Here is an 18,352-nt window from a genome sequence, read left to right on the forward strand (position 1 = left end):
TGAAAAGGTGCAAAAGGTAGCTAACCTTCCAGGCGGATTCCGCTTTCCAGAAGGAGCTGCCATGAGCAAGCAGGTGGACGTCGTTGTCGCGGGAGGCGGAGGATTCATCGGTGGGCATCTCGCGGCCGACCTCCTGACGCAGGGGCTGACCGTCCGGTGCGTCGACATCAAGCCGCTGCACGAGTGGCAGCAGGTGCACCCGGCCGCCGAGAACGTCGTCGCCGACCTGTCCCTCCTGGACGACGCCCGCGCCGCGGTCCGCGACGCCCGTCAGGTCTACATGCTGGCCGCCGACATGGGCGGCATGGGATTCATCGAGAACCACAAGGCTGCCTGCATGATGTCGGTGCTGACCAGCACCCACATGCTCAAGGCCGCGCACGAGGCCGGTGTCGAGCGCTACTTCTACTCCTCGTCCGCCTGTGTCTACGCCGCCGGCAAGCAGACCGCCTCGAACGTCACCGCGCTGAAGGAGGAGGACGCCTACCCGGCGCAGCCCGAGGACGGCTACGGCTGGGAGAAGCTGTTCTCCGAGCGCATGTGCCGCCACTTCGAGGAGGACTACGGGTTCAGCTGCCGTATCGCCCGCTACCACAACGTGTACGGCCCCGCGGGCACCTGGACCGGAGGCCGCGAGAAGGCACCGGCGGCCGTGTGCCGCAAGGTCGCCGAGGCGGTCCTCTCCGGGGAGCACCGGATCGACATCTGGGGCGACGGCCGGCAGACCCGCTCCTTCATGTACATCGACGACTGTCTGCACGGCACGCAGATGCTGATGCGTGGCACCAGCAGCGTGCCCGTCAACATCGGCTCGTCCGAGCTCGTCACCATCAACCAACTGGTCGACATCGTCGAGGAGATCGCGGGCGTCCACTGCGAGCGCAAGTACCAGATGGACGCTCCGCAGGGCGTACGCGGCCGCAACTCCGACAACACCCTGATCCGCCAACTCCACGGCTGGGAGCCGTCGATCCCCCTGGCCGAGGGGCTGGAGAAGACCTACGCCTGGGTCTACGACCAGGTCAAGCGCGCCCGCTCCTGACCCTCGAACCGGCCGGGAGAGCAGTCGATGAGGATCCTCGTCCACGACTACAGCGGACACCCGTTCCAGGTGCAGCTCTCCCGTGAGCTGGCCCGGCGCGGTCATGACGTCGTCCACTCGACCTGTCCGGCCTACGTCTCCGGCAAGGGCAACCTCGCCGAGGACCCGGTCGTCGGCCTCCGCTTCGTCACCATCGGCGAGCGCGTCGTCCTCGACAAGGGCGCCTACGTCCGACGCCTCTTCCAGGAGACCCGGCTGGGCCTGGAACTGGCCCGCCAGGTACGGCGCGAGAAGCCGGACGTGGCGATGCTGGGCAACCTGCCGATCCCGACCCTGGTCGTGGCCGCGGCGGCACTGGGGGCGCTGCGCATCCCCTGGGTGCTGTGGCACCAGGACATCACCGCCGTCGCCCTCAAGAGCTTCGCCGCCGCCGGGGTGTCGAGGCTGATGGGCATCGCCGCGAAGGTCTTCGAGCGGGGCGAGAGGTGGGCGGCCCGACGCGCCTCGGCGATCGTGGTGATCGCCGACTCCTTCGTGCGGATCCACCGGGAGTGGGGCACCGCCGGCAAGGTCACCGTCATCCCCAACTGGGCGCCACTGGACGAGATCCTCCCCGTTCCCCGCGCCAACGCTTGGTCGCGGGAGCACGGCCTCACCGGCGTCAGGACCGTGCTGTATTCCGGCACCATCGGCCTCAAGCACAACCCCGCCCTGCTGGTGCGGCTGGCCGAGACGCTGCGTGAGCAGGGCGAACGGGTCCGTCTCGTCGTCGTCAACGACGGCCCGGCCGTGCCGGTCATCAAGGAGGCCGCCGCGGCCCGAGGCGTCGATCTGACCCTGCTGCCCTTCCAGCCCTACGACCGGCTGCCCGAGGTGCTGGGCACCGGCGATGTGCTGGTCGTGCTGCTGGCGGCGGACGCCGGCGAGTTCTCGGTGCCCTCCAAGACGCTGTCGTATCTGTGCGCCGGGCGCCCCGTGCTCGGCCTGATGCCGGCGGACAACCTGGCGGCGAAGCTGCTCCGCCAGGCCGGCTCGGCGGTGTTCACCCCGGAGGAGTCCTCGCTGCCCGACGCGGCCGCCTGGGTCCGCGAGGTCCTGGACGACCCGGCGCGCGCACAGATGCTGGGCAAGGAGAGCCGGGCGCTGGCCGAGCGGGAGTTCGCCCTGGAAGGATGCGCCTCGCGATTCGAGGAAATTCTGCGAGCAGTGCGCCGCCGCACCAACTGCAATTGATTATTGTGAATTCATAGCAATTTACGTCAAGTGAAAACACCCTCTGAAATGCGGGAGATCGGCCCGGCCTACAGGCTATAAATCTACTGGCGCCGATTTGTTCCGTTTGCCCGCTCACCGGGGGTGCAGAGTGCGAGGCAGTCAAAAGCGTTGCGTGGCGGCGGTCTGCTGCTGGGCCCTCCTTCTCATCGCCTTTCTGCCGGCACTGATCCTCCAGGACGCCGACGCCCGGTTCGGGGCGGCACTCGCGGCGCAGTGCGTGGTCGTGGCGCACAGCGGCGGGGCGCTCACCAGGGTGCTGACCGACACCTCGGTGCGTCTCGTCGCCTTCGGGTTCTGGCTCTTCGTCTATGTGTGGCTGGGCCTCGCGCCGCTCGCCATGCTCGCCACCGACGCCTATCCGCTGGAATACCGCACCGGTGAGTCCACCGCTTTCGCCGCGGCCGTACTGAGCGAAGTCGGGCTCCTCGCCTACAGCGCGGGCGTGGCGCTGGCCGCCACCCGCGAGGGCGCCCGCTCGACCGTGCTCGAACCACTGCTGTCCCGCAGGCTCGCACCGCTGCCCGTGCTCCTGCTGTGCGGTATCTCGCTCGTGCTCGCGGCCGTGCTGATCCCCGGCCAGGAGGGTGGTGTGGGCGCCTTCTTCACCAGCAGGCAGGCGCTGCGGCAGTCGGGTGCCGACCCGGATCTCGCCCATGCGCTGCGCGTCTGGGCGCTCGCCGTCCCTGCCTTCTGGGCCGCGGTGGGCCTGGTCCACCTGCCCCGCCTGTCCGGCGGAGACCGGCTGCTGCGCGCGACCCGATGGATGCTGCTGCCGCTCCTTCTCGCGCTCAACGTCCTGGTCAACAACCCGATCAGCAGGCCGCGCTTCTGGGCCGGCACCGTCCTGCTGGTCCTGCTCTTCTCCTGGCGCCGGTTCAGCACCCCACGGGCCTTTCGCGTCACCGCGGTGGCGCTCACGGCCGTGGTGCTCTTCGCGTTTCCGTACAGCGACTACTTCCGTTACGACGAGCGGGAAGTGGTGCACGTCGTGGCGCTTGCGGAGCAGTTCAGCTCCAACATGGATTACGACGCCTTTCAGCAGATGCAGACCGGTATCGACTACGTACAGGAAAACGGATTCTCGCCGTCGGCCGTGCTGGGTCCCGTCCTTTTCATGGTGCCCCGCTCCATGTGGCCCGACAAACCCCAGACCACCGGTATCGAACTCGCCCAGTACGCGGGCTACGACTTTCACAACCTTTCCGCGCCGCTGTGGATCGAGAGCTATCTGTGGGGCGGCGCTCCCTGTGTCGTCGCCGTCTTCTGTCTGCTGGGCGCGGCCGGACGGCGGATGGACGACATCAGGGCCCGGCTGCGGGACCGGCACGGCACGCTGGCGGCGCTGCTGGTCCCCGCCTACGCCTTCTACCAGTTGATCTTCCTGCGCGGCAGCCTCATGGCGATCGTCGGCCCGCTGCTGCTGCTCATGACCGTTCCGCTCCTCATCACCCGCGCCGCCCGGCCACCCCGGCTCCCGTCACCGGTGCGGACGCCCGCCCCCACGGGCCCCGCGCCCATCCCCGGACACAGGAGGCATCCGTGACCAGCCCCGCCGGCTTCGACGACCGGTACGACGACCCCGACCAGCTGCGCGACCAGGTGCGCCTGCTGCTGAGGTACCGCGCGACCATCGCGCTGGGCGTGGTCCTCGGCCTGCTCGCCGGACTGACCCTCACCTTGCTGACCGCGGGCAGCTACACCTCCACCAGCGAGGTGCTCGTCCGCTCGAGAACGGACCCGTTCAGCACGTTCGGGGTGGCCGCCGACAACCAGGTGAGCATGGGCACGGAACTCCAGATCGCGCTCAGCGCGACCGTCGCGGCCCGCGCGGCGACGGCGCTGCGGCAGCCCGCCCGCGCGGACGCGCTGCTGACGGACCTGCGGGTGACCAACCCCCGGGACACCCAGGTGCTCCGGTTCGAGTACACAGGAGGCACCCCGACGCGTGCGGCCCGTGTGGCCAACGCGTTCGCCCAGGCCTACCTCGACGATCGCCAGGACCGTTCCAGGGCCATGGTCACGCGGATGACCACCGGACTGGAAGAGCAGATCACGGCGCTCACCAAGCGGGTCATCGCGATGAAGTCCGGCGGGTCCTCCGCCGGCACCGCGGGCATGCAGCAACAGATCGGCATTCTGCAGAAGCGGGTCTCCGACATCAGGACCTACGACACCTCCGGCGGTGACGTCGTCCGCCGGGCCGAGCCGCCGACCCGACCCTCGGGTCCCGCCCCCGCCTGGCTCCTCGCCTTCGGCCTGATCGGCGGTCTGCTCCTGGGTGTCGTGCTCGCCTGGCTGCGCTCCGCACTGGAGCCGCGGGCACGCTCGGTCGGCGAGGTCCAAGGGGCGCTGCACGCTCCGGTCCTGGGCATCCTCCCGGCCCCCGACACCGACGGCGACCTGCTGGAGGTCGGCCGATCCGCGGGCAGCCGAGCGGAGGCGTACCGGGCCCTCGCCTTCCGACTGCGGGGCGGCGACGACCGTACGCCCGTGGGCAGGCTCATGGTCGTGGCGCCCAAGCGGGAACGCGGAGCCGAGACCGTCGCCGTGAATCTCGCCGCCGCGCTCGCCGAGTCGGGCGACGACGTCCTGCTGGTGGACGCCACCGCACGCGTGCCCGGCCTGCCGACGCGGCTGCCGCTGACGGCCGCGGACGCCGAAGTCCCCCAGGGCGAGGTGGTCGTCGACGCGGGCACCGCCGGGCGGTTCACGCTCCGCCCCGACAGCCGTGGGGTCACCGGCGACGACAGGCCGACGCTCTTCCTCACCCCGGCCCTGCTGGAGCACGCCGACGGCCTGGCGCTCGCCCGACGCGTGGACGGCGTCCTCGTGGTGGGCGGTCTGGGCGACGTCAGACGGGACGACCTCAAGCGGGTACGCGAGCTGATCAGCTGCTCGGGCGGGCACATCGTCGGCGTCGCACTGCACCATGTGACCCGGCCCGGCCTGCTCCGCCGGGTCGTCGACAGCGACTGGATGCGCCGGGCGACCGGGCGGACCCCGTCCACGATCACGTCCGGACCGGCCGACGACGTCGTGGCGCAGCCGACCGCGCCGGTGCAGGACGACACGCTCAGCGTCTCCCGGTGAGCGCCTCCGGTACGGCCGCCCCCGCCACCGGCGGCACGACGGCCCGGTCCGGGGTCGCCGCCACCGCGCGCGGCGGATGGTGGGGTTTCCTGGGGGCGTCGGTCAACGCGGTCTTCGGATACGCGCTGGTCGCCCTGGTCACCCGGGGGCTCGGCGCCTACGGGGCGGGAGCGGTGTTCACCGGTGTCGCGGCCTTCACCATCCTGTGCAACGCCTGCAAACTCGGGGCCGACACGGGGCTGGTGCGGTTCGTCTCCGGTGACCTGGCCACCACCGGTGGCCGCGCGGTCGGCGCACTGCTGCGCAGCGCCGTCCTGCCCGGTGCCGTCGCGAGTACGGCCGCCGCCGCGCTGCTGTTCCTGTCGCCCTGGACGGCCACCTCGCTGCTGCCGAGCCTCGCCCCGGACGACGCGGTGACCCTGGTCCGGCTGTTCGCCGTGTTCCTCCCCCTCGCCACGGTAACCCTGATCCTGCTGGGCGCCACCCAGGGCTACGGCACCGTGATCCCGTTCGTCGGTGTCGAGCAGATCGGCAAACCGGTTCTTCGTGTGCTGATCGCCGTACCGGTCGTCCTGCTGGCTCCCGGGGTGCTGAGCCTGGCCGCCGCCTGGCTCGTGCCGACCGTGGCCGGCTTCGTCATCGCCTGTCTCGCCCTGCGCAAACGCCGCCGGACGAGTCCGAGTCATACGTCCGGACCGGACACGGTCGCCGCCCGGCGAGGTTTCTGGGCCTTCGCCGGGCCGCGGGCGGTCTCCTCCGTCTTCGACATCAGCGCGGTCTGGGTGGGCGTCGTCCTGCTGTCCAGCCTGGCGACGAGCGAAGAGGCGGGCATCTACACCGCCGTCGGCCGCGTCGTCATCGCGGCGACGCTCCTCCAGCTCGCCATCCGACTGGCCGTCGCTCCCGAGATCAGCCGCCTCCTCGCCGTGGGCGACCTGTCGCAGGCCTGCCATCTGCACCGGGTCTCGACGCGCTGGATCGTGCTGTTCTCCTGGCCGCTGCTCGTCCTGCTCACGAGCTTCCCGGGCACCGTCCTGTCGTTGTTCGGGCCGGAGTTCGAGCACGGCGCCGCCGCGCTGGTGGTGCTCTGTGTCGCCTCCGCGGTCAACGTCGGGGTGGGGAACGCCCAGACCGTGCTGCTCATGGCAGGCAAGAGCTCCTGGCATCTGGCGGTCACCGGCGTCGCGTTCACCGTGCAGCTGACGGTCGGCCTCCTCGCCGTCCCCCGGCTGGGCGTCCTCGGCGCCGCGCTGTCCTGGGGAGCGGCGACGGTCGTGGAGAACCTCGTCTCCGCGGCGCTGGTCCGGCGGCATCCGGGCTTCACGATCATCGACCACGGCTACCTCGTCGCGACCGCCGCGGGACTCGGTCTCACGATGCCGCTGGTCCTTTCCGCGAGGCTGCTGGCAGGTGACACGACCGTCGGACTTACCGCCGCGGTCACCCTGGGAATGTTCGCATTCGGTATAAGTTTGTGGCGATTTCGCACACCTCTGGACATGCGCGAACTCGTCGGTGTGCTGCGCGAACGCGCCACATGAGGCCGTCTCCGAGCCGAGACCGCCCGCCTTCTCCCCTTCTCATCACCCGTACTCGCTGCAACCCGGGAAGTTCCATGCGCCTCAGAAAAAGCACGAAGAGGGGGGCCACCACGGCTTCGGCCGTGGCCCTCCTCGCGGCCGCCTCCCTCATCACCACCACCGCCTCGGCAGCCGACAGCGACGAGAAGACCCTGACCGCCGACACGTTGGCGACCTGGCAGACCGACGGCATCGTCTGGTCGCTGGAGTACGCGAACGGGGTCGTGTACGTCGGCGGCACCTTCAACAAGGTGCGCCCTCCGGGCGCCAGGCCCGGCCAGCGGGAGGTCGCGCGCAAGAACTTCGCCGCGTTCGACGCCCGCACCGGCCGACTGCTGCCCTGTGCCCTGCCCTTCTCCGGCGCCGGGAACACCGTACGTGCGCTGAAGGCGGCGCCGAACGACGAAGTGCTCTACGTCGGTGGCTCGTTCACCAGGGCCGGCAAGACCGGGGTGGCCAGTGCGGCCGCGCTCGACACGGGCGACTGCTCACTGCGCAAGGACTTCCGGCCGACCATGTCGTCGTTCGTCCGGGCCATCGATGTCACGGACGGCGCGGTCTTCCTGGGGGGCGACTTCACGCTCGTCAACGGCCGGGAGCGGGAGCGCGTCGCCGCCCTCACCCCCAGCGGTGCGCTGCTGCCGTTCAAGGCGGAGATCGACGGTCCCGTACGGGCCCTCCTCGCCGCGCCCGAGTTCGGCAAGCTCATCGTCGGCGGCAACTTCAACATGGTCAACGGTGACCTGGAGAGGTCGCTCGTCGCGCTGCGGCCCGTCACCGGCAAGACGGTGGTCTCGTACCCCGGCTGGCTGCCGTCGAGGTCCTCCGTGCAGGCGCTGACGCGTGACGCGACCAACTTCTATGTCGCGGCCGAGGGCAGGGGCACCGGCATCTTCGACGGCCGTATCGCCGGACGCCTCAGCAGCGGAGAGATGGTGTGGAAGGACACCTGCCTGGGCGCCACGCAGGCCGTCGCCGTGCACGACGGCGTGCTCTACAGCGGCTCCCACGCCCACAACTGCCGGGACACACCTGGCGGCTTCGCCGAGGGCCACTTCCGCCAGCACTTCCTGGCCCAGTCGGTGCGTGACCGGCACATCCTGCACTGGTTCCCCGACACCAACGGCGGCAACGGTGAGGGCAACGGGCCCCGGGCGCTGAAGATCGCCGGTCAAATCCTGTGGGCAGGAGGCGAGTTCACCGAGGTCAACGGCAGACAGCAGCAGAGCCTGACCCGCTTCACCACCGGGCCCGACCGGGGAGCCCCGGAAGAGCCGCCCCAGCTCAAGGCCTCGGCCTCGCGTACCGGCCGGGTCACGCTCACCTGGCGATCCGCATGGGACCGGGACGACGCGGTGCTGAGGTACCGGATCTACCGGGACGGCAAGCTCCTGGCCTCGCCGACGGGCCGGTCCACGGAGTGGAACCGCCCCACGATGAAGTACACGGACACGGTCGCGCCCGGCTCCCGCCACCGCTACCGGATCGTCGTCACCGACGGCAGGAACGCGGCCCCCGCGTCGAAAGCGCTCCTGGTCACCGCGGTCGGCCCCGAGCGGACGAAGGCAAACCGTTGATGGGTGAACGTCTCGGCTACGCGCCCGGGGTCTTCGACCTCTTCCACGTGGGCCATCTGAACATCCTGCGCCGGGCGCGCGACCACTGCGACCGCCTCATCGCCGGCGTCTGCTCCGACGAACTCGTGGTGCGCCTCAAGGGCCGCCCACCCGTCGTACCTCTCGCCGAGCGACTCCAGATCGTCCGCAGCGTGCGTCATGTCGACGACACCTATGTCGCGACCGTGGACGACAAGATCGGGATCTGGAAGGAGGTCGGTTTCGACGTCATCTTCAAGGGCGACGACTGGCTCGGCACGGACGTCTGGACAACGCTCGAGGCCGAGTTCGCGAGCGTGGGCGTGAAGGTCGTCTATTTCCCCTACACCGTCCACACCTCGAGCACCTTGCTGCGGGAGGCGCTGCGGCTTCTCGGTGAGGAGAGCCCTTCCGAGCAGCTCGCGGGCCGGCTCGCCGTACCCCGCCCGGGAGGGACGGACAGCTGACGCGGGCCATGGCGGCTCAGGCGCTGGTGCGGCTGACGGGTCCGTCGAGGCTTCGGACCACTCAGCCGTTCCACCGGCGGTGAAGCTCACCCTCGTAGCTCACTCCGTGTGGCACCCTGGTCGCATTTTGTAAAGATTGCTCGCATGACAGACATACGCTGCTCAAAGCGGCATTCGTCCTCAATCGGCATAGCGGCGATGGCCGCCGCGACCGCGGTGCTGGCGGCGGGCCTGGCTCAGCCGGTTTCCGCGGCCCCGAACGCCGCCGACGGCGGAGCACCCGTCGGCGTCAAGACCCTGTCGACGGGATGGCAGACCCCCTGGGGCATCTCCTTCCTGCCGGACGGACGGTCGGCCCTGGTGACCGAACGGCTGACCTACCAGGTCCACCGCCTCGACCGCGACGGCACCAAGAAGCGGGTCGGCGAAGTGCCGTACACGGTCCCCGGACCGTCCGATCAGGGCTCCGGTGGCCTGCTGGGCGTCGCTCCGTCACCGACCTGGGACGGCAAGAAGGACAAGCGGGTGTTCTTCATGCACACCACGAGGAACGAGACCCGGGTCGCCAGGATGGACTACGACGGCAGGTCACTCAGGAACTACAAGCCGCTGGTCACCGGCATCGCGCGGGGCGGGGACCACAACGGCGGCCGAATCGCCTTCGGCCCCGACAGGTACCTCTACGTCTCGACCGGCGACGCCCTGCAGCGGAACCTCGCGCAGAACTTGAACTCGCTGAACGGCAAGATCCTCCGGATCACGACGACCGGCGCGCCCGCCCCCGGCAACCCGTTCGGCAACCGCGTCTACAGCTACGGCCACCGCAATCCGCAGGGCCTGGCGTGGGATCGCAAGGGCCGGCTCTGGTCGGCCGAGATCGGGCAGGAAGCGAAGGACGAGCTCAACCTGATCAAGCGGGGAGCCAACTACGGCTGGCCAACCTGCGAAGGGCCCTGCGCGGTCAAAGGCATGAGTAACCCGAAGGCCACCTTCACCCCGGACAAGGGCGTGCCCGCCCAGCTGGCCATCGTGCGCAACGTCATCTACGTCTCGTCCCTGCGCGGCCAGCGGCTGTGGCGCGTTCCGATCATCGGGAACAGTGAGCGCCTCGGCACGAAGACCGCCTTCTACCCCGGTAGATACGGCCGACTTCGGGCCATCGCCAAGGTTCCTGGCGTGAATGAACTGTGGCTCGGCACCAGTGACCGGGGCAACGGCAAGAACCTGATCCTCCGCGTCCCCATCAAGTGACGCGCCATCCCGGTCACCCCGGTCCGATCCAGGCCCAAGTCGGCCCGACAGAAGGGACGTACCACCCATGCACGAGACCACGGAACCGCTGAAGCCGGTCGAGCACACCCCCTCGAAGCGGACGGAGGAAGCCACCTGGCAGACCCCGGCCTGCGAGGTCGTCGACACCGCCCTGGAGGTAACCGCCTACTCCCTCACCACCCGCTAGCCGCAGCCATGCTGCTGCTGGTACTCGGCACCGCCGCCGGCGGCGGCATCCCACAGTGGAACTGTGCGTGCCCTGGATGTACCGGGGCACGCACCCACCCGCACCGGCGGCGCCGGCACGCCTCCCTCGCCGTGCGGGCGGGGGAGGGGCGGTGGTACCTCGTCAACGCGACGCCCGACATCGGCGACCAGATCGAGGCCCGGCCCGAGCTCCAGCCGGGCCCAGACCCCCGGCAGACCCCGATCGCCGGAGTGGTCCTCACCGACGCCGAACTGGACCACACCCTGGGCCTCGCCCGGCTGCGGGAGGCGGACCGGCTCCAGGTGACGGCAACGGCCCCGGTCCGGGACGCGCTGCTCGACCGCCTGCGCCTCGGCGAGGTGCTGACGCCGTACACCGACGTGACCTGGCGGGACCTGCCCACCCACGGCGCCGGGCCACTGGGCCCCACGGCTCCCGGGCCGCAGATCAGCGCCATCCCGGTCTCCGGCAAGCGCCCGCGGTACGCCGCCGACGCACCGGAGGACGAGGCGTGGGTCGTAGCGCTGCGCCTGTACGACCCGGTCTCCGGCGCCACCGTCCTCTACGCCCCGGCCCTGGCCGCCTGGCCGGACCCCTTCCAGCAGGCCGCCGCCGAGGCCGACTGCGTCATCGTCGACGGCACCTTCTGGGACGACGAGGAACCCCGCCGTACCGGCATCTCCTCCCGCACCGCCACCGGCATGGGCCACCTGCCCGTCGAGGGCCCGGACGGCACCGCCGAACGCCTCGCCCGACTCCCCGCCCGCTGCCTTTACACCCACCTCAACAACACCAACCCCCTCGTCGACCCGGCGGCCCCCCAGCACAAGCGGCTCGCCCGGCTCGGCATCGAGGTGGCGCACGACGGGATGGTGATCGAACTGTGAGCACAGCGACCGCGCACCAGAGACCCGCCCCGCTGCCGGAGCCCTGGAGCCCCGCGGAGTTCGAGGCACGCCTGCGCTCGGTGGGGGAGGAGCGCTACCACCACCGGCACCCCTTCAACATCCGGATGCACAGCGGCGACCTCAGCCCGGCCGAACTCCGCCGCTGGATCGTCAACCGCTTCCACTACCAGCGCCACATCCCGGTCAAGGACGCCCTGATCACCGCCAAGCTGGACAGCCCCGAACTGCGCCGGATGTGGCTGCGCCGCATCCAGGACCACGACGGGCCGCGGGAGGGCGAGGGCGGCATAGAGCGGTGGCTGCGGCTCGCGGAGGCGGCCGGGCTGGACCGCGAGACGCTGCTGAACGCCGACTCCGTGCTGCCGGGCGTACGGCTCGCGGTCGACGGATACGTCAACTTCTGCCGACTGCGCCCGCCCCTCGAAGCCGTCGCCGCCTCGCTCACCGAGCTGTCCGCCCCGGACCTGATGCTCACCCGCATCGACGCCTTCGAACGCCACTATCCATGGATCGAACCCGAAGGCCTCGCCTACTTCCGCTCCCGGGTCTCCCAGGGCCGGCGCGACAGCCGCGAGGCGCTCGACCTGGTGCACCTGTGGGCCCGCGCCCGGGACGACCAGGAGCGGGCCGTCGCCGCCCTGCGCTTCAAGTGCGAGGTCCTGTGGTCGCTGCTGGACGCCGTGGACCAGGCCGGCCACCGGGACCAGGAGTGACCGCGCCCACGACCCCCGGCACCGACTGGCGCCCGGAACCGTCCCCCGCCCTCGTCCGACGCCACGACCCCGTACGCGACACCGACCTGCTGCTCCTCCCGGAACGCGTCGGTGTCCTGAAGGGGTCCGCCGTGGCGGTCGTCGGGCTGTGCGACGGCACCCGCACGGTGGACGCGATCGTCGAGGCCCTGGCCGAACGCTTCCCCGGCGCCCCGGTGGCCGACGAAGTCCCCCCGTTCCTGCTCCGGCTGCGCGCGGAGGGCTGGCTGAGATGACCCCGACCGATCCGCCGCCCTCCCGCCCCTGGGCCCTGCTGGCCGAACTCACCCACGCCTGCCCGCTGCACTGCGGCTACTGCTCCAACCCCCTTGAGCTGACCCGCCGTTCGCGCGAACTGACCACCGCACAGTGGACCGACGTGCTGCGCCAGGCGGGCGACTTCGGCGTCGTCCAGACCCATCTCTCGGGCGGTGAGCCGCTGCTGCGCCGGGACCTCGACGAGATCGTCGCCGCCGCCGAGACCGCCGGCATCTACACCCAGCTGGTCACCAGCGGAGTCGGCCTGGACCGGACCCGCCTCCACGCTCTCTGCGACGCCGGCCTGAAGAGCGTCCAGCTGTCCGTCCAGCACGCCGACCCGCGGGCCTCGGACCGGATCGGCGGACGCCGGTCCTTCGCCGAGAAGGAACGGGCCGCCGAGCTCGTCCGGGCCGCCGGCCTGCCCCTCGGCCTCAACGTCGTCCTGCACCGCGAGAACCTCGACGCCGTCGACGCGATCATCGAGCTCGGAGTGTCCTGGGGCGTGGACCGCATCGAGCTGGCCAACGTCCAGTTCTACGGCTGGGGCCTGCTCAACCGCGGCGCGCTGCTCCCCACCCGCGAGCAGCTCGCCGCCGCACGGGACACCGTGCAGCGCCGGCGGGAGCGGCTCTCGACGGGACCCGAGCTGGTCTGGGTCGTCCCCGACCACTTCGACGGGGTCGCCAAGCCGTGCATGGGCGGCTGGGGAGCGGTCTCGCTCACCGTCACCCCGGACGGCACCGTCCTGCCCTGCCCGGCCGCCGCCTCGCTGCCCGACCTGGACCCGCCGAACATCCGGGACCGTCCCCTGGACTGGATCTGGGATCACTCCGAGGCGTTCACCCGCTACCGCGGCACCGACTGGATGGCCGACCCCTGCCGCAGCTGTTCCCGCCGCGACGAGGACTTCGGCGGCTGCCGCTGCCAGGCCTACGCTCTCACCGGGGACGCGGCCCGTACGGACCCGGCGTGCCGGCTCTCCCCGGACCACGGCGTGATCAGGGCGCTCACGGACGGGAGCGAGGGCGGGACCGACCGGATCAGGCCGCGCCGACCAGGGCGGGGCGGGGCCGTCCGCACCCGGGTTTGACCTTCGTCACCCTCGGGGTATTCTCTCCGGCTCGATTGGCGGACCCCCTGCCCCATATGGCAGACTGTCCGAGTTGCTCGGTCGAGTGTTGATGCTGCGCGCCTCCCGCCGGGAGGACCGGAAGCGAGTCCCACAGTACTCGTCGCCCTAACTGCCGTAAGGCAGCGCTGGGGCGGACGTACGGGAATCTTCCGGGAAGTGTGGTGCGGCACTGGCCAGGCACCCGGTGAACCTCTTTCCCAAGGCAAGGGATGTTCGAACAAGGGACATCTGTGTCAGCGAAAGCGCGACACGCCCGACCGCGTGGGTCGGAGGAGTCAAAGGGACACCGGGTTCCAGAGCTGTAGAGAGACAGGACTACTGAGTAGCCATGGCGGGACAGAAGATCCGCATCCGGCTCAAGGCCTACGACCACGAGGTCATCGACTCCTCGGCGAAGAAGATCGTCGAGACGGTGACTCGCACTGGTGCGTCGGTCGCGGGCCCGGTGCCGCTGCCCACTGAGAAGAACGTGTACTGCGTCATCAAGTCGCCGCACAAGTACAAGGACTCGCGCGAGCACTTCGAGATGCGCACGCACAAGCGCCTGATCGACATCCTCGACCCGACGCCCAAGACCGTTGACTCTCTGATGCGACTCGACCTCCCGGCCGGTGTCGACATCGAGATCAAGCTCTGAGGGCTGGTGATCTGAGAATGGCTAAGCAGATCAAGGGCATCCTGGGCGAGAAGCTCGGCATGACGCAGGTGTGGGACGAGAACAACCGTGTTGTTCCGGTCACCGTCGTCAAGGCCGGCCCCAACGTCGTCACCCAGGTCCGTACCAACGACGTCGACGGCTACGAGTCGGTCCAGATCGCCTTCGGCGAGATCGACCCGCGCAAGGTGAACAAGCCCCTCAAGGGCCACTTCGCCAAGGCCGACGTCACCCCCCGTCGCCACCTCGTCGAGATCCGCACCGCTGACGCCGCCGAGTACACGCTCGGCCAGGAAGTCACGGCCGAGGTCTTCGAGGCCGGCGTGAAGGTCGACGTCACCGGCAAGAGCAAGGGCAAGGGCTTCGCCGGTGTCATGAAGCGTCACAACTTCAAGGGCCTCGGCGCCGGACACGGCACCCAGCGCAAGCACCGCTCTCCCGGTTCCATCGGTGGCTGCGCCACCCCGGGCCGCGTGTTCAAGGGCCTCCGCATGGCGGGTCGCATGGGCAACGAGCGGGTCACCACCCAGAACCTGACCGTCCACGCCGTTGACGCGGAGAAGGGTCTGCTGCTCATCAAGGGCGCGGTTCCCGGTCCGAACGGCGGCCTCGTCCTGGTCCGCACCGCGGCCAAGGGGGCCTGAGGTAACCGATGAGCACTGTTGACATCCTTTCGCCGGCGGGCGACAAGGCCGGTTCCGTCGAGCTCCCCGCGGAGATCTTCGACGTAGAGAAGATCAGCGTTCCGCTGCTCCACCAGGTCGTCGTCGCACAGCTGGCCGCTGCCCGCCAGGGCACGCACAAGACCAAGACGCGTGGCGAGGTCCGTGGTGGTGGCAAGAAGCCTTACCGCCAGAAGGGCACCGGTCGCGCCCGTCAGGGCTCGACCCGCGCGCCGCAGTTCGCCGGTGGTGGCGTCGTGCACGGTCCCGTGCCGCGTGACTACTCGCAGCGGACCCCGAAGAAGATGAAGGCCGCGGCCCTGCGCCACGCCCTCACCGACCGGGCCCGCAACAACCGCATTCACGTCGTCTCCGGCGTGATCGAGGGCGAGACCCCCTCCACGAAGGCCGCGAAGAGCCTGTTCGGCAAGATCTCGGAGCGCAAGAACCTGCTCCTGGTCGTCGAGCGCGCCGACGAGGCCGCGTGGCTGTCCGCCCGCAACCTGCCCCAGGTCCACATCCTGGAGCCGGGCCAGCTGAACACGTACGACGTTCTCGTCTCGGACGACGTGGTCTTCACCCAGGCCGCCCTGGAGTCCTTCGTGTCCGGCCCGAAGGCCAATGACACCGAAGGGAGCGAGGCCTGATGGCTATCCGTCACCCCGCCATTGCCTCCAAGGCCGCGAAGAAGGCCAAGGCCGCTCGCGTCGCCAAGGCGCGTCGCCACGCCGCCGAGGGCAAGAACACCGTCGTCACCCCGGCCAGCAAGGCGTTCACGGACCCCCGTGACGTCCTGATCAAGCCGGTCGTGTCCGAGAAGAGCTACGCGCTTCTCGACGAGAACAAGTACACGTTCATCGTCGCGCCGAGCTCCAACAAGACCCAGATCAAGCAGGCCGTCGAGTCGGTCTTCGAGGTCAAGGTCACCGGGGTCAACACGATCAACCGCCAGGGCAAGCGCAAGCGGACCCGCACGGGCTTCGGCCAGCGTGCCGGCACCAAGCGCGCGATCGTGACCCTCGCAGAGGGCGACCGTATCGACATCTTCGGCGGTCCGACCGCCTAAGGGCGGTCCGGATCGTCCGATATCGGACGAGGACTGAGAAATGGGAATCCGCAAGTACAAGCCGACTACGCCGGGCCGTCGTGGCTCCAGCGTCGCCGACTTCGTCGAGGTCACGCGGTCCACGCCGGAGAAGTCGTTGGTCCGCCCCCTGCACAGCAAGGGTGGCCGTAACAACTCCGGTCGTGTGACCGTCCGCCACCAGGGTGGTGGCCACAAGCGCGCCTACCGCGTGATCGACTTCCGTCGTCACGACAAGGACGGCGTGCCGGCGAAGGTCGCGCACATCGAGTACGACCCCAACCGCACCGCGCGCATCGCGCTGCTGCACTACGCCGACGGCGAGAAGCGCTACATCCTCGCCCCGCGCAACCTGCAGCAGGGTGACCGCGTGGAGAACGGTCCCGGGGCCGACATCAAGCCGGGCAACAACCTGGCGCTGCGCAACATCCCGGTCGGTACCACGATCCACGCGATCGAGCTCCGTCCCGGTGGCGGCGCCAAGTTCGCCCGCTCCGCCGGTGCCTCCGTGCAGCTGCTCGCGAAGGAGGGCCAGATGGCCCACCTGCGCATGCCCTCCGGTGAGATCCGCCTGGTCGACGTGCGCTGCCGCGCCACCGTCGGCGAGGTCGGCAACGCCGAGCAGAGCAACATCAACTGGGGTAAGGCCGGCCGTAAGCGCTGGCTGGGCGTCCGCCCGACCGTTCGCGGTGTGGCGATGAACCCGGTTGACCACCCGCACGGTGGTGGTGAGGGCAAGACCTCCGGTGGTCGCCACCCGGTCTCCCCGTGGGGTCAGAAGGAGGGTCGTACTCGTGCTCCCAAGAAGGCGAGCAACAAGTACATCGTCCGCCGCCGCAAGACGAACAAGAAGCGCTAGGAGCGGGTTTAGATGCCGCGCAGTCTCAAGAAGGGGCCCTTCGTCGACGACCACCTGATCAAGAAGGTGGAAGCCCAGAACGAAGCCGGCACCAAGAACGTCATCAAGACCTGGTCCCGTCGCTCCATGATCGTGCCGGCCATGCTCGGCCACACGCTCGCGGTGCACAACGGCAAGACCCACATCCCGGTGTTCGTCACCGAGTCGATGGTCGGCCACAAGCTCGGCGAGTTCTCGCCGACGCGCACCTTCCGGGGCCACGTCAAGGACGACCGGAAGTCGAAGCGCCGCTAGTAGCGGATCGCATTCAGACACGTAAGTAACTGAGAGGGACAACCATGGAAGCCAGGGCCCAGGCGCGGTACATCCGCGTTACGCCCATGAAGGCCCGCCGCGTGGTGGACCTTATCCGTGGCATGGATGCCACGGAGGCTCAGGCTGTTCTGCGATTCGCTCCGCAGGCAGCCTCCGTGCCCGTCGGCAAGGTGCTCGACAGCGCCATCGCCAACGCCGCGCACAACTACGACCACCCGGACGCCTCCTCGCTGTTCATCAGCGAGGCGTACGTCGACGAGGGCCCGACCCTGAAGCGGTTCCGTCCGCGTGCCCAGGGCCGTGCCTACCGGATCCGCAAGCGGACCAGCCACATCACCGTGGTCGTCGCCAGCAAGGAAGGAACCCGGTAATGGGCCAGAAGGTTAACCCGCATGGGTTCCGGCTCGGTGTCACCACGGACTTCAAGTCCCGGTGGTACGCCGACAAGCTGTACAAGGACTACGTCAAGGAAGACGTCGCCATCCGTCGGATGATGACGTCCGGCATGGAGCGCGCCGGCATCTCGAAGGTTGAGATCGAGCGCACCCGTGACCGTGTGCGGGTGGACATCCACACCGCTCGTCCGGGCATCGTCATCGGCCGCCGTGGCGCCGAGGCCGACCGCATCCGCGGTGACCTCGAGAAGCTCACGGGCAAGCAGGTCCAGCTGAACATCCTCGAGGTCAAGAACCCCGAGACCGACGCTCAGCTGGTTGCCCAGGCCGTTGCCGAGCAGCTCTCCTCCCGCGTCTCCTTCCGCCGCGCCATGCGTAAGAGCATGCAGTCGGCGATGAAGGCCGGCGCCAAGGGCATCAAGATCCAGTGCGGTGGCCGCCTCGGTGGCGCCGAGATGTCCCGCTCGGAGTTCTACCGCGAGGGCCGTGTGCCCCTGCACACGCTCCGTGCGAACGTGGACTACGGCTTCTTCGAGGCCAAGACGACCTTCGGCCGCATCGGTGTGAAGGTCTGGATCTACAAGGGCGACGTCAAGAACATCGCCGAGGTCCGCGCCGAGAACGCTGCGGCCCGTGCGGGTAACCGCCCGGCCCGCGGTGGTGCCGACCGCCCGGCCCGTGGTGGCCGCGGTGGCGAGCGGCGCGGTCGTAAGCCGCAGCAGGCTGCTGGTTCCGAGGCCCCCAAGGCCGAGGCTCCCGCGTCCGCTCCGGCTGAGAGCACCGGAACGGAGGCCTGACCG

Annotated in this window: 21 protein-coding genes; all 21 read left to right on the forward strand. The window is 69.8% G+C overall.

From position 1 onward, the window contains the following. Positions 1 to 61 precede the first annotated feature (61 nt). The 21 genes from ACFZBP_RS25535 to rpsC all read left to right on the forward strand — a co-directional run bounded on the left by ACFZBP_RS25535 (position 62) and on the right by rpsC (position 18,349). Positions 62 to 1,042 (forward strand): NAD-dependent epimerase/dehydratase family protein, encoded by a 981-nt coding sequence (locus ACFZBP_RS25535; protein ID WP_391416375.1) that lies wholly within the window; start codon positions 62 to 64, stop codon positions 1,040 to 1,042. A 27-nt stretch (positions 1,043 to 1,069) separates the two neighbouring features. Then, a complete protein-coding gene (locus tag ACFZBP_RS25540; RefSeq protein ID WP_391416377.1) occupies positions 1,070 to 2,275 on the forward strand; it encodes a glycosyltransferase in 1,206 nt (401 codons plus the stop codon). A gap of 154 nt (positions 2,276 to 2,429) precedes the next feature. After that, positions 2,430 to 3,860, forward strand: a complete 1,431-nt coding sequence (locus ACFZBP_RS25545; protein ID WP_391416379.1) for a hypothetical protein — start codon at positions 2,430 to 2,432, stop codon at positions 3,858 to 3,860. After that, positions 3,857 to 5,407 (forward strand): hypothetical protein, encoded by a 1,551-nt coding sequence (locus ACFZBP_RS25550; RefSeq protein ID WP_391416381.1) that lies wholly within the window; start codon positions 3,857 to 3,859, stop codon positions 5,405 to 5,407. Before ACFZBP_RS25545 ends, ACFZBP_RS25550 begins: the two co-directional genes overlap by 4 nt. Continuing rightward, positions 5,404 to 6,948, forward strand: coding sequence for a polysaccharide biosynthesis C-terminal domain-containing protein (locus ACFZBP_RS25555; RefSeq protein WP_391416384.1), 1,545 nt, complete (start codon positions 5,404 to 5,406; stop codon positions 6,946 to 6,948). Before ACFZBP_RS25550 ends, ACFZBP_RS25555 begins: the two co-directional genes overlap by 4 nt. A 74-nt stretch (positions 6,949 to 7,022) precedes the next feature. Further along, a complete protein-coding gene (locus ACFZBP_RS25560) occupies positions 7,023 to 8,564 on the forward strand; it encodes a fibronectin type III domain-containing protein (RefSeq protein ID WP_391416387.1) in 1,542 nt (513 codons plus the stop codon). After that, positions 8,564 to 9,049, forward strand: a complete 486-nt coding sequence (locus ACFZBP_RS25565) for an adenylyltransferase/cytidyltransferase family protein (protein WP_391416389.1) — start codon at positions 8,564 to 8,566, stop codon at positions 9,047 to 9,049. Before ACFZBP_RS25560 ends, ACFZBP_RS25565 begins: the two co-directional genes overlap by 1 nt. A gap of 144 nt (positions 9,050 to 9,193) precedes the next feature. Then, on the forward strand, positions 9,194 to 10,300 hold the full coding sequence (locus ACFZBP_RS25570; RefSeq protein ID WP_391416391.1) for a PQQ-dependent sugar dehydrogenase: 1,107 nt from the start codon (positions 9,194 to 9,196) through the stop codon (positions 10,298 to 10,300). Between the two features lie 67 nt (positions 10,301 to 10,367). Next, positions 10,368 to 10,508, forward strand: a complete 141-nt coding sequence (locus ACFZBP_RS25575) for a pyrroloquinoline quinone precursor peptide PqqA (RefSeq protein WP_391416393.1) — start codon at positions 10,368 to 10,370, stop codon at positions 10,506 to 10,508. An 8-nt stretch (positions 10,509 to 10,516) separates the two neighbouring features. Further along, positions 10,517 to 11,416 carry a pyrroloquinoline quinone biosynthesis protein PqqB gene (gene pqqB, locus ACFZBP_RS25580; protein WP_391416395.1) on the forward strand — a complete coding sequence of 300 codons (900 nt, stop codon included), beginning with the start codon at positions 10,517 to 10,519 and terminating at the stop codon, positions 11,414 to 11,416. After that, the gene (pqqC, locus tag ACFZBP_RS25585; RefSeq protein WP_391416397.1) at positions 11,413 to 12,150 is read left to right on the forward strand and encodes a pyrroloquinoline-quinone synthase PqqC; all 738 of its coding nucleotides are present in this window, start codon (positions 11,413 to 11,415) and stop codon (positions 12,148 to 12,150) included. Before pqqB ends, pqqC begins: the two co-directional genes overlap by 4 nt. Further along, complete coding sequence (gene pqqD / locus ACFZBP_RS25590; RefSeq protein WP_383452262.1) at positions 12,147 to 12,425, forward strand: pyrroloquinoline quinone biosynthesis peptide chaperone PqqD; 279 nt, start codon at positions 12,147 to 12,149, stop codon at positions 12,423 to 12,425. Before pqqC ends, pqqD begins: the two co-directional genes overlap by 4 nt. Next, positions 12,422 to 13,540 carry a pyrroloquinoline quinone biosynthesis protein PqqE gene (gene pqqE, locus ACFZBP_RS25595; RefSeq protein WP_391416400.1) on the forward strand — a complete coding sequence of 373 codons (1,119 nt, stop codon included), beginning with the start codon at positions 12,422 to 12,424 and terminating at the stop codon, positions 13,538 to 13,540. The genes pqqD and pqqE overlap by 4 nt, the downstream gene beginning before the upstream one ends. Before the next feature lie 370 nt (positions 13,541 to 13,910). Further along, positions 13,911 to 14,219 carry a 30S ribosomal protein S10 gene (rpsJ, locus tag ACFZBP_RS25600; RefSeq protein WP_003948644.1) on the forward strand — a complete coding sequence of 103 codons (309 nt, stop codon included), beginning with the start codon at positions 13,911 to 13,913 and terminating at the stop codon, positions 14,217 to 14,219. A 17-nt stretch (positions 14,220 to 14,236) separates the two neighbouring features. Then, on the forward strand, positions 14,237 to 14,881 hold the full coding sequence (gene rplC / locus ACFZBP_RS25605) for a 50S ribosomal protein L3 (RefSeq protein WP_046732368.1): 645 nt from the start codon (positions 14,237 to 14,239) through the stop codon (positions 14,879 to 14,881). A gap of 8 nt (positions 14,882 to 14,889) precedes the next feature. Next, positions 14,890 to 15,546, forward strand: a complete 657-nt coding sequence (gene rplD / locus ACFZBP_RS25610) for a 50S ribosomal protein L4 (protein ID WP_234761751.1) — start codon at positions 14,890 to 14,892, stop codon at positions 15,544 to 15,546. Next, positions 15,546 to 15,965, forward strand: coding sequence for a 50S ribosomal protein L23 (gene rplW / locus ACFZBP_RS25615; RefSeq protein WP_234761752.1), 420 nt, complete (start codon positions 15,546 to 15,548; stop codon positions 15,963 to 15,965). Before rplD ends, rplW begins: the two co-directional genes overlap by 1 nt. Positions 15,966 to 16,005: 40 nt before the next feature. Next, entirely contained in the window at positions 16,006 to 16,842 is an 837-nt protein-coding gene (rplB, locus tag ACFZBP_RS25620) for a 50S ribosomal protein L2 (protein ID WP_037887002.1), read from the forward strand. A gap of 12 nt (positions 16,843 to 16,854) precedes the next feature. Beyond that, positions 16,855 to 17,136: a 30S ribosomal protein S19 gene (gene rpsS, locus ACFZBP_RS25625; RefSeq protein WP_019753092.1), complete on the forward strand. Its 282-nt coding sequence runs from the start codon at positions 16,855 to 16,857 to the stop codon at positions 17,134 to 17,136. Between the two features lie 44 nt (positions 17,137 to 17,180). Further along, a complete protein-coding gene (gene rplV, locus ACFZBP_RS25630; protein ID WP_019753093.1) occupies positions 17,181 to 17,528 on the forward strand; it encodes a 50S ribosomal protein L22 in 348 nt (115 codons plus the stop codon). Continuing rightward, positions 17,528 to 18,349 (forward strand): 30S ribosomal protein S3, encoded by an 822-nt coding sequence (rpsC, locus tag ACFZBP_RS25635; RefSeq protein ID WP_031477835.1) that lies wholly within the window; start codon positions 17,528 to 17,530, stop codon positions 18,347 to 18,349. The genes rplV and rpsC overlap by 1 nt, the downstream gene beginning before the upstream one ends. The last annotated feature ends 3 nt before the right edge of the window (positions 18,350 to 18,352 follow it).

Origin of the sequence: Streptomyces sp. NPDC008086, assembly GCF_042957325.1 — a bacterium.
In the GTDB taxonomy this organism is placed as follows: Bacteria; Actinomycetota; Actinomycetes; order Streptomycetales; family Streptomycetaceae; genus Streptomyces.